The 10,970-nt window shown below is 30.1% G+C and carries 11 protein-coding genes and 1 pseudogene; 2 read left to right on the top strand and 10 right to left on the bottom strand.

The window, feature by feature from the left end; all coding sequences use genetic code 11:
* The first annotated feature begins 4 nt into the window (after positions 1–4).
* Entirely contained in the window at positions 5–721 is a 717-nt protein-coding gene (locus KPL51_RS18695) for a DUF6063 family protein (protein ID WP_244998139.1), read from the top strand.
* Entirely contained in the window at positions 714–5,114 is a 4,401-nt protein-coding gene (locus tag KPL51_RS18700) for a coiled-coil domain-containing protein (protein ID WP_216164852.1), read from the top strand. Before KPL51_RS18695 ends, KPL51_RS18700 begins: the two co-directional genes overlap by 8 nt.
* 145 nt (positions 5,115–5,259) lie before the next feature.
* On the opposite strand, the gene KPL51_RS18705 is transcribed toward KPL51_RS18700, so the two are convergent.
* The 10 genes and pseudogenes from KPL51_RS18705 to KPL51_RS18745 form a co-directional block, all read right to left on the bottom strand.
* Positions 5,260–5,454 (bottom strand): hypothetical protein, encoded by a 195-nt coding sequence (locus tag KPL51_RS18705; RefSeq protein ID WP_216164855.1) that lies wholly within the window; start codon positions 5,452–5,454, stop codon positions 5,260–5,262.
* 222 nt (positions 5,455–5,676) lie between these two features.
* The gene (locus KPL51_RS18710) at positions 5,677–6,138 is read right to left on the bottom strand and encodes a hypothetical protein (RefSeq protein ID WP_216164858.1); all 462 of its coding nucleotides are present in this window, start codon (positions 6,136–6,138) and stop codon (positions 5,677–5,679) included.
* A gap of 267 nt (positions 6,139–6,405) precedes the next feature.
* Positions 6,406–6,594 (bottom strand): aspartyl-phosphate phosphatase Spo0E family protein, encoded by a 189-nt coding sequence (locus KPL51_RS18715; protein WP_216164862.1) that lies wholly within the window; start codon positions 6,592–6,594, stop codon positions 6,406–6,408.
* Positions 6,595–6,655: 61 nt separating this feature from the next.
* Complete coding sequence (locus tag KPL51_RS18720; RefSeq protein WP_216164864.1) at positions 6,656–6,805, bottom strand: hypothetical protein; 150 nt, start codon at positions 6,803–6,805, stop codon at positions 6,656–6,658.
* The gene (locus tag KPL51_RS18725; RefSeq protein WP_216164868.1) at positions 6,806–7,336 is read right to left on the bottom strand and encodes a sigma-70 family RNA polymerase sigma factor; all 531 of its coding nucleotides are present in this window, start codon (positions 7,334–7,336) and stop codon (positions 6,806–6,808) included.
* A 304-nt stretch (positions 7,337–7,640) separates the two neighbouring features.
* Positions 7,641–8,210 carry a flavodoxin family protein gene (locus KPL51_RS18730; RefSeq protein WP_216164871.1) on the bottom strand — a complete coding sequence of 190 codons (570 nt, stop codon included), beginning with the start codon at positions 8,208–8,210 and terminating at the stop codon, positions 7,641–7,643.
* A gap of 492 nt (positions 8,211–8,702) precedes the next feature.
* Positions 8,703–8,918 carry an iron chelate uptake ABC transporter family permease subunit gene (locus KPL51_RS23710; protein WP_224854475.1) on the bottom strand — a complete coding sequence of 72 codons (216 nt, stop codon included), beginning with the start codon at positions 8,916–8,918 and terminating at the stop codon, positions 8,703–8,705.
* Positions 8,888–9,529: a FecCD family ABC transporter permease gene (locus KPL51_RS18735; RefSeq protein WP_224854471.1), complete on the bottom strand. Its 642-nt coding sequence runs from the start codon at positions 9,527–9,529 to the stop codon at positions 8,888–8,890. Before KPL51_RS18735 ends, KPL51_RS23710 begins: the two co-directional genes overlap by 31 nt.
* Positions 9,513–10,250: an iron chelate uptake ABC transporter family permease subunit gene (locus KPL51_RS18740; protein WP_224854468.1), complete on the bottom strand. Its 738-nt coding sequence runs from the start codon at positions 10,248–10,250 to the stop codon at positions 9,513–9,515. Before KPL51_RS18740 ends, KPL51_RS18735 begins: the two co-directional genes overlap by 17 nt.
* Positions 10,251–10,256: 6 nt before the next feature.
* A pseudogene (locus KPL51_RS18745) lies at positions 10,257–10,787 on the bottom strand (CatB-related O-acetyltransferase); the annotation flags it as partial.
* Positions 10,788–10,970 lie beyond the last annotated feature (183 nt).

Here is a 10,970-nt window from a genome sequence, read left to right on the forward strand (position 1 = left end):
AATTATGTACAATATAGAAGATATTAATGCTAGTAACAAAATATTTTATTACTTGATTCAAAATGGAGAACTAACAAGTGATAAAGAAAAAGATCTTTTTAGAATGTATTCCGAGAGTGAAGAAGTAATGAATTTAGTTAAAAAACAAGGAGAAACCTGTAACTGCAAGATTGAAAAGTACAGTGGGGTTATATATCTTATCCCTAACGAGGACAACGACTTTTTAGGGTACTCTAAAGGCGAGCTTAAAAAAGAACTCTGTAAATCTAATTGCAATGATAAGGATTACTATCTATCACAGTTTGTAATACTTACCCTACTAGTTGAATTTTATGGTTCTCAAGGTAAAACAAGCAAGTGCAAATATTTTTTAAAGGGTGGAGAACTTTTAAACATAATAAGTAATAGATTAAAAGAGAACGTGGAAAAAGAAGATTTAGAAGAAACTCAAATTAAAACAGGAATTGCCTATACTAATATTCTAGAACGTTTCGAAGCGCTTAAAAGCTCAGATAAGCAAACTACTTCTAGAACTACTAAAGAAGGGTTTATATACACTATACTAAACTTTTTAGAAAATCAAGGACTTATAAATTATGTGCCGGTGGATGACATGATAACCACAACCTCAAAATTAGATAATTTTATGGATTGGAATATATTAAACAAAAATAACTACAGGCGAGTAGCTACAGCTTTTGGAGGTGAAATGGATGAGTAAAATCAATGCTCTTAGAATTGTAAACTTTACTTACAATAACAATTCGATGAAAATAGATGATGAGACATTTGATATGGGTGGCGAGAGTACCCTTTTGAGTTTAAGAAATGGTGGTGGAAAGTCTGTAATGGTCCAGCTTATGATGGCCCCTTTTGTAAATAAAAGGTATAGAGATCTAAAAGATAGAAAATTCAATAGTTATTTTACTAACAGCTCTCCAAGCTACATTTTAACTGAGTGGGTTTTAGATGGTGGTGTGGGTTATGTCCTTATTGGTATGATGGTAAGAAAAAGATCCCAATCCTCAGATGATGACTCTGCAGAGGATTTAGATATAATAACATTTATACATGAGTATAGAAACAGCAGTGATTATGACATTAATAATTTTCCAGCAGTTGAAATTGAAAAAAACATTAAGAAAATTAAAAGTTTTGGTAACACTAAATCGCTACTTGAGATGCTAAAAAAAGATAAAGACATAAATTTCAATTATTTTGATATGACTATCCCAGCGCAAACTAAGAATTATTTTGATAATTTAAGGCAGTTTAAGATAAATAACAAAGAATGGGAAAGCATAATAAAAAAAATCAACATGAAAGAATCAGGATTATCAGAACTTTTTCAAGAATCAAAAAATGTATCAGGCCTTGTGGAAAAATGGTTTATTAAAGTTGTGGAAGATAAGATTAATAAAGATGAAGATAAAATAAAGAATTTTAGTGAAATAGTTAAAAAGTACATATACCAGTATAGATATAATCAAGCTAAAATCCAGAAAAAAGATGCTATAGGAGAGTTTAGGTTATGTGCAAAGGGAATACTTTCAGTAGCAGAAATATGTGTTGAGCATAAAATTCAAAGTGAAGGTTTAAAAAATAAAATAGCTAATCTTATAAAATATTTAGAAGATAGTTTAAATTTAGAGGAAAATAATAAACAGGAACTTCTGCTAAAAATTTCAGAAATAGAACTTTATATTAAAGAAATCAAATATGAAAAACTCTCAACAGACTTTTATGAATTTGAAAGCAAAGCTAAAAAAATAAATATAGATAGTGAAAAAGCAAACCAAGAAGCCTTAAATATCAATAAGGATATATCTATTCTCCAAAAAAAGAAGCAAGTACTTGAGTGCTCAAAGTTATATGAGCAGTATGTTAAAGCATCAAAAGATGTCCAAAGATATGAGAACCAGATAGCTATTGCAAATGAAAAAAATAAGGACTTGAAGCCTGAAAGAGAAAATACAGGTTTTACCTTAAAGAAATATTATGAAACAAGGCAAAAGGAAACCTCAAAAGTTTTACAAGAAAGTGATGAAAATATAAAGACTACAAAAACAAATATATCTGATGCTAAAAAAGAAATAGAGGATTTTAATAAAACTATTCAACAAATAAGTGTAGCAATGGGCCGCTTGCAAAGTAATATAAATTCATATTCCGTAAGTGAAGAAAATTTCAATAATAGGTACAAAAAAACTTTTATACGAAACTTAATGGGATATTATAGTAATGATTTTATAATTAAAGAAACTTTATCATTTAGTGAAATTTCAAGTAAAAAAAATGAGATCATTATTAAAAACAAAAGAATATATGAATCTAAATCTGTTGAAATCAATGCCAAACAAAGAGAAAAAGATGATGTTTCGACATTGATAAGCACTATAAATTTTGAACTAACCAATATGAAAAGTGAAAAAATCATTTTGCTTGAAGAAATAGAAACCAGAAAAAACATTATAAGATACATAGATGTAGATGAGAATAGACTTTTTGACAAAGATTATATAATAAATATGTTTAACTCTAAAATCAAAATTCTAAAAGAAGAAGAAAATAGATTTATTATTAAATTAAATAAACTACAAGAAGAAGAAAAAAAGCTTAAAACTGGAAGAACACTAGAAATTCCAAGAGACATGGAAGAAAAACTTCGCCAAATAGATATAAGCATAATATACGGTATGGATTGGCTTAAAAAGAATAATTATAGTGAAAGTGAAAATATTAAATTCATAGAAAATAATCCTTTTCTGCCATACTCTCTAATTATGGAGCCAGAGGATTTAATAAAACTTCAAAAACAGGACCTAGGTGTATTTACCTCTTATCCTATTCCTATAGTAAAAAGGGAGAGCTTAACCAATAAATCTAGTGAAAGAGTTAATAATTTATGCAATTTAAATGATATCACTTTTTATGTATCCTTTAACAATAATCTTATAAATGAAGTAGAACTAAAAAAATTATTAAATTTAAAACATGATGAAATAACTTCATTAAATACTATCCTAACTCAGAAACTAAGCGATATTGAGTTTTATGAAAAAAACAGGAGTAAAGTTCAATTTTCCGTTTTAGATAAAGAAACCTATGATTCTTTAGAGAAAAATTTGATTATAAAAGAAGATTTATTGATATTAAAAGAGACCATGTTTAATAATATTCGTGATGCCATAATTGATATAAATAATACTATAGAAAAAGCAGACAAAACAATAAGATTTGAAGAAAATGCAATGCAACATTTACAAAGAGAGATAGAAGACTTTAATTCATTGATAAAAAGTTATGAGAACTATACTTCTGATAAGAAAAAACTAGATGAACACTGTGAAAATATAAATCAACTTACTGTGGATAAAACAAATAGTGAAAAAAACAGAACCCTTTTAGAAGAATCATTATCAAATCTTCTAGATGGATTTAGAGACCTATCTGGAAAACTGAAAAAACTTGTAGAGAATTTTAATAAGTACAATCAATATAATCAAGGTGTACTTCTAGAAAAGGATATAGAAGATTTGGAAGCTAGGTACGATAGCTTAACTAAAGAAATTTCCACAGATATTCAACTTTTAGAAGAAAGTCTGCAAGGCGCAAATGAAAGATTTAAAACAAAAGAAGAAGAAATCATCGCTATGGGAAAAGAATATGATTTAAAGGAAATTGAATATAGAGAAGTAATCTATGACAAATTTAAAGAAGAAGAAATAAAAGGATCATTAAAACTTCTTACAGAATCTATAGATAAAATTAATGGCAACATGCATGCATTAAACGTAGCTTCTGCAAAAATTGAAACAACTATAGAAATTCTAAAACAAAAGATAAAAGATGATTTTAATAAAGAAACCCCAAAACCAAAAGAAGAAATATTAGATATAGATTTTAGTAAAAGGACATTTACGAAAAATCATGAATTAGAATTAGTTAAGAGCGAGAAATCATTCTCTGAAAATACTGTAGAAAAGCTCAAAAGTAATTTATCTAATCTAGAGGAGTTTAAGGATTTTGTTATAACTACTGGTCTTACCCTAGATGTTAAAATTGAGGGACTTAACAAGTATAGCGGAGAACTTAGACGTGATTATAGATATTCACTTGTGGAAGAATCAAATAAAAGTCTCCAATTAAGCACTGAAATAAATAAAGTATCAAGAAAACCACTATTTTTAAATGATGATTTCTTTAAAAAGTCCTTAGAAATAATTGAAGCAAGTGTAGATAAGCCTGATATGGTAATAGAAAATTTAAACATAACACTGGCTGCTCACAGTGCATTAATGGAAAAACTTCAGGCAGATATCGATTTAATAACAAGGGAAAAAGATAATGTGGCTCAAAGCATTTACGAATACGTGCTTGAGGTACATACTAACATCGGTAAAATTGATAATAACTCTTCTATAAAAATAAGAGATAAGTATGTAAAGATGCTCAATATAAAACTACCAGAGTGGGAACCTAACATTGAACTTTATAGATTAAGAGTTAACGATTTTTTAGATACTCTTACAACAAAAGCCCTTGAAAGGCTTCAAAACAATGAAACTATAGAAGACTTAATATCAAAGAGTATTACCACCCGTGATCTTTACAATGAAGTTGTATCCATAAGTAATATTGAAGTTAAACTCTACAAAATAGAAGAGGATAGACAAATCCAGTTGGGCTGGGACGAGATTGCACTAAACTCAGGTGGAGAAGGCTTCCTTTCTGCTTTTGTAGTATTATCAAGCTTGTTATCCTACATGAGGCGAGATGAGACAGATATATTTTCAAGAAATGAAGATGGAAAAGTTATTATAATGGATAACCCCTTTGCTCAAACCAATGCAGAACATTTATTAAAGCCTCTTATGGATATAGCTAAAAAAAGCAACACGCAGCTTATTTGTTTATCTGGACTGGGTGGAGAATCCGTATTAAACAGATTTGATAATATATATGTGCTAGATTTAATACCATCAAAACTTAAAAGTGGATTAAAGTATTTAAAATCAGAGCATATTAAAGGCGAGGAATATATAGAAACTATTATTGCTTCAAGATTTAAATTAGAGGAAGAAGTAGCCATTGATCAAATGGAACTTTTTTAAAGGCTAAAAAAATCCAGTAGACGGTTATATTACCCTGTCTACTGGATTTTTATAATATTAGATACAAGATTCCCACAAGTGCAACTTTTCCGATGTATCCCCCTAATTTTTTTACAAACATGCAATTGATTAATATAAGAAAACATTATTTTCTTGCCAAATATAACTCAATCGTGTCATATACAGTTAAACCATTATCATTTTGAAGAATAACATTTTCAATTTCACTGTATAATAATTTCTTTGTAGATGCCACCATACTTCTATGGTCTGAAAATGTATTTAATAGCGAAATATAACCTGAAGAATTAAATACTCGTGTTTGATGATATAATTTCACTTCTAAGTCTCTAAAACCATATGATTGGATCCCTGCTTTAAAAAATTTAGCCAAATTTTGTAATAATTCGTTCCAAAGTATATAGATATAAATTCCTCATTAGTCCCAATTCAGGAGGAGCCAGCGACTTAAATTGACATCAAATTACATTTGAGTATAAGTCAGAGGGCAATTAATTAAAAGTTTAATATTTATAAATAATGAGCTGAAATGGTAACCTCATTATTGTTTACTAAAAGTAGGAGATATTAATTTCCCATGTTTTCTATTACAAATTATTAACTCGGCAGCCCATTTTTCTTTCTCTTCGCTTTGCAAGGTAAGCTTTTTATATGCATTAATTAACTCAGCTACCCTATCTGCTTTCTCTTCGCTTTGCAAGGCAATCTCTTTATATGCATTAATTAACTCAACTGCCATATCTGCTTTCTCTTCGCTTTGCAAGGCAAGCTCTTTATATGCATTTATTAACTCAGCTGTCCTATCTGCTTCCTCTCTGATTTGAAAAACAAGTTCCTTATTAGCAATAATTAACTCAGCTGCCCTGTCTGTTTTCTCTCTGATTTGAAAAGTAAGTTCCTTATTAGCAATAATTAATTCAGTTACGTTGTTGGTTTTCTCTTGACTTTCTTTTAAGCTTATTTCTAATTGCTCTGTTTCTTGTTTGTAAAAACTATCATCCATATGCCATTCCCCCCCCCGTTATATACTTTATTGAGACTAAAATACTAATATTATCTAATGATAAGTAAGGTTTCAAGTGCATTTTAATACTGTAGTTTATCTGATTTTACTGTATACTATCAATCTAAGTAAGTTACTCATTTGGTACTATCTTAAATTTAGCTAATTCTAGAATGATTGCATCCATTTTAATAGAACCTGAACTTGTATTAAATTCATAGCGACCATAGAAATTTATATGCTGCCATGCAACTGGAAAGATACGTTTCAATATTTCTCATTGCCGTTTTTTTCCATTGATACAGATACACCATCTTGTGCATTTTGTAAATAATAATTAGTAATTAGCTTGTCCAGCTCTTGACTTAAAGAAACTACTTTACAATCAGTAACCCCTTGAGTGACTATTATTAACTTTTCTAATTTGTCTCTAACTAATTCTATATCATTATTCATAATTTCTCCTTGGTAATACTATTATTTGTTTATGTCATTTCATCCAAGGTGATTAGGGAGCTTAACAGTTCATATAGCACTCATTTAAATTAAACTTAATCTTATATTCTTTTTTATCTAACTTTGCTTTTTTTATAGTATTCTCAACAACTTTATCAAGTTTATCTGAAATAATTATCTTTTCAAAACCATTCTTCTCTTTGATAAGCATTTACATACACTCCTCACCTAATTCTGTTTTTAAGATTTTTAAAGCTCTTCTCAAATAAACTTTTACAGTTCCCTCTGGTAAATCAAGAATTTCTGATACTTGACTAATAGTCATATCTTCAAGATATTTCAATATAACAATACTTTTAAACCTTTCACTTAATTTATCAATTGAATTATATAGATCTATATTGCTATCTATTTTAAATTCTGTGTCTAAGCTTTCATTTATATTATTGATTTCGTTGTAATCTTCAATATAGATTACCTTATTATCATGCTTTAATATTAAGTTACAAGTATTTATAAGAATTCTAATAATCCACGTGTTAAAGAACTTTGGTGTTTTAAGTTCATTCATGTTCATGTACGCCTTATATATGGATTGACTTACAGCATCTAATGAATTTTGCTCATTTTTTAAATACGCAAAGGCAATCCTATACAGTTTTTCTTTACATTTGTGTATTAATTTAATAAACTCTTCATCATCTTGCTCTTGAGTACTTTTTATTATTATATTGGGGTCCATTTACACCATGTCTCCTTTCTTATACTTATAACACTAATTAGAGCATTATAAGCTGTAAAAAGTTACAATTCTATAGGATTATTTTACAACAATTTATTCAAAAAAATTGTTGTATTTTGCTTTATTATACAGTATTTTAGGTAATAAAGAGGAAGTGTAGAAATATGTCTGAATTTGTAATAGAATATGATAAGTAAAATAAAATAGCCTAGTGTCTTTGTTAGACTTTTTTTGAAACAAAAGTGAAAGTAACACAATAGTAATTGAGTTATGAGTCGAGAAGCATATTATATTACTCTCTATTTTATATTAATTGTCGAGCAAACGACCTTGAATGTTGAATTTTATCATCCGTTATAAAGACAGATTTATACCCTAAATCTCTCTCAGCAAGCATTCCAACATATTTTAATTGAGAGTGCTTACAATACCTTTTTATGCCTTCTTCAAATAAATCAGCTCCTACTTCTGGTCTATACCCACAAGTAGTTATAATAGCTAACTTTTTGCCATTCCATAGAGAGGGACCTTTTTCATCACCATAATACTTGTTCATTCCATACACCAAACGGTCCAACATTGATTTCATGGGTGGCGTACAGTACCATGAATAAATAGGTGTAGCTAAAATAATAACATCACACCCATATATTATATCGAAAATTTCCTGCATATCATCGACATGTCCACAACCAAAAATCGTCCAGTCTTTTTGACAGTTCCGACAAGCAGTACAAGGTTCAATATGTTTATCATAAAGCGAAATCAAATCATATTGGACTTGTTGAAGTTCAATTTCCTCAATGAACGGCTTTAATAATTTAGATGTATTTCCATTTTTATGTGGGCTTCCCACAAGAATACAATATTTCATTTAATACCTCCATTTATAGTAAATATCTGATTCAAAATATACACCTTTGGACCCTTAACTTGCATTTTTTTTTACGATTGTTCATGAATCTTTTGTGATAGATGAATACTGTAAGAATGTTGCGTAGTAAGCGTCAAACCTTACCCTACATATATTACATAAAATTCATGAACAACTCATATTTTTAAAGATTTTGTTTGCGACATGAGAAATATATTAAACTATAAATGAGATATAAAAACAATGAATATAGTTTTAAATTTAGCGACACCAGCTTATATAAGGAGACAATGATGAAGGATTTAAGAAATTTCAAGATTATCGCCCCCTCTTAGTACACATTTTTTTTACAACTACGTCATAACTCTCTATGTAATATTACTATTATTTAACATACTTTAGAAGCTAAACGTGTAAATATGGTATCCAGAAAATGCAGAGGAAACGTATCAACATAAAAATCTATAAATTTTATCTCTAGGGTTTTGTAAATTACTTTTTCATCAGAAGATATATAAAATATGGTGCCCCTATTATAGATACAACAATTCCTGCCGGTATTCCGTTAGGTTCTATTAAATGCTGACCAAGAGTGTCTGCAAATAAAAGCAGCCAACCGCCTACTAAAATTGCTATTGGAATATACATTTGATTTCTATGTCCAACTAAAGCTTTTGCTATATGAGGAGACATAAGACCAATAACCATGGGAGAATTGCCAGCACAAAAACCCAGTCAACTCCCCATATATTTCCCGATAACCACATAGAAATAAACTCAACTTTTGTCCTTTCCGCCGATGATATTATAACAATCATCAGTCCTGATAAAGCCATTGAAAATCCAACGCCTAAAAATACTAACCTTATGGGCTGTACCCCCTCATCTTTTTTATAAGATAGTACATATATAATTACCGCTGCAATCAGTGCTCCAATGAAGGCTACAAAAGGAATCAAATAAGAGAAGTCATTTGCATTTATTGGTACAAATAAGAAAAAGACTGTCACTGCAACTCCTGCACCGGCATTTATTCCAATGATGCCAGGGTCAGCTAAGTCATTTTGAGTTATGCCCTGTAAAATTGAACCAGATAATGCTAGTACCATACCAGCTAGTACCGTTATTGCTATTCTAGGAAGTCTTAGTTCAAATAATACTAACTGGTCTTTTATGGTGCCTCGTCCTAAAAGAGTTGGGATTAAACTGTCATAAGAAAGAGAGGAAGCTCCGATGCCCATACTAAGTATTATTGCAATCACAGGAGTCTCATAAGGTGCACTTATTATACGACCTAATGTATCAAAGTGTAGCTCCAAATACAGCGGATATAGGAATCACAAATCTATAATCCCTTCCAACAACAAAATAAGCAACGTGAAGAACTATAAGTCCTATAAATACCAAATTTGACGCAAGGGCTACAGCCGCACCTGCCAGCAGTATTACTACAACGAAAAAAACAGCTTTCACTGTGGCAGTCTTTTGTCCAAGCCCTATTGCAACTTCTTCACTTAATGATAATATGGTAAGTTGCCTGGAAAGTACTATGGCTATAGTTATACCAACTAAAATAAATGGAACAATTATAGCAAGCTGCTCCCATGAGGTACCTACAAGTCCCCCAGATGTCCACATCGATACATCCCTTGAAACTTTAAAATAAATCTGTATCCCTTGGGCAACTGCATATAGAAATGTGGATATTGCTGAGCCTGCCAAAACTATTCTAATGGAAGAGAACCCGCCTTTTTTTGAAGCACTTATACCAAAAACTAAAAGCACTGCTACTGCTGCACCTACAAAGCAGGAAATTAAAATCACCACATAATTGGCAGAAGGCATAAATACGATAGTTATTGCATTATTCTTAACTACTGGAATATTTTTATAAGTATCTGTTTTCTGGAATGAATTATCTCCTGTAGAATTCTTACAAAATACCATATAATCGCCGGCATATTGTGGAAGCACTTCTGAAGATATTGCATAGTAGCCTGATTTTTCTGCTGACCAATCCCACCACTTTAAGTCTAGCATATATTAGATTAAATTATCATCAAAGCGTTTCCTTATGACTTTAGCAGGGTTTCCACCAACTATATTATAAGCAGGAACATCTTTTGTAACAACAGAGTTGGCGGCAATAATTGCACCGTCACCAATATGCACACTCGGCATTATAACTACATGCTGTCCTATCCAAACATCATTACCGACAATGGTATCTCCTTTTAGTGGTAGGTCAACAATATTCGGTGTAGCTTTTTTCCAACCATTTCCCATAATATTAAAAGGATATGTTGTAACAGAACACATTCGGTGATTAGCACCATTCATTACAAATTCAATACCATTAGCAATTGCACAAAACTTTCCTATAATCAGTTTCTCCCCTAAAAAATCATAATAATGTGTAACGTATTTCTCAAATTTTTCTGCACCATTTACATCATCATAGTAAGTGTAATCTCCAACTTGGATATTTGGATTCTTAATAACATTTTTAATATAACAAATTTGTTTTATGTTTTCATTAGGATAAATGCTATTTGGATTTGGTCCAATTTTCTTAATGCATTTTACCTCCTGTATAATTAAGTTCACATATTTTATATCGTCATTTCTAACGATTGTTCATCAATCTTAGTTTTGCGATAGATGAATATTATATGAAGATTGCGAACTATCCGTTTGCAAGTACATATTGTATGATTATACTAATGTCCAAAAGAACTTATTAGCCAAGGTGAATTTTTG

The organism is Clostridium bowmanii (assembly GCF_018861315.1).
GTDB lineage: Bacteria > Bacillota > Clostridia > Clostridiales > Clostridiaceae > Clostridium_AD > Clostridium_AD bowmanii.

Excerpts from the sequence above, each read along its gene's own strand:
- KPL51_RS18695 (WP_244998139.1), top strand. The coding sequence starts at position 5 with ATGTACAATATAGAAGATATTAATGCTAGTAACAAAATATTTTATTAC.
- KPL51_RS18700 (WP_216164852.1), top strand. The coding sequence starts at position 714 with ATGAGTAAAATCAATGCTCTTAGAATTGTAAACTTTACTTACAATAAC.
- KPL51_RS18710 (WP_216164858.1), bottom strand. The coding sequence starts at position 6,138 with ATGGATGATAGTTTTTACAAACAAGAAACAGAGCAATTAGAAATAAGC.
- KPL51_RS18715 (WP_216164862.1), bottom strand. The coding sequence starts at position 6,594 with ATGAATAATGATATAGAATTAGTTAGAGACAAATTAGAAAAGTTAATA.
- KPL51_RS18720 (WP_216164864.1), bottom strand. The coding sequence starts at position 6,805 with ATGCTTATCAAAGAGAAGAATGGTTTTGAAAAGATAATTATTTCAGAT.
- KPL51_RS18725 (WP_216164868.1), bottom strand. The coding sequence starts at position 7,336 with ATGGACCCCAATATAATAATAAAAAGTACTCAAGAGCAAGATGATGAA.
- KPL51_RS18730 (WP_216164871.1), bottom strand. The coding sequence starts at position 8,210 with ATGAAATATTGTATTCTTGTGGGAAGCCCACATAAAAATGGAAATACA.
- KPL51_RS23710 (WP_224854475.1), bottom strand. The coding sequence starts at position 8,918 with ATGGTTATTGGTCTTATGTCTCCTCATATAGCAAAAGCTTTAGTTGGA.
- KPL51_RS18740 (WP_224854468.1), bottom strand. The coding sequence starts at position 10,250 with ATGCTAGACTTAAAGTGGTGGGATTGGTCAGCAGAAAAATCAGGCTAC.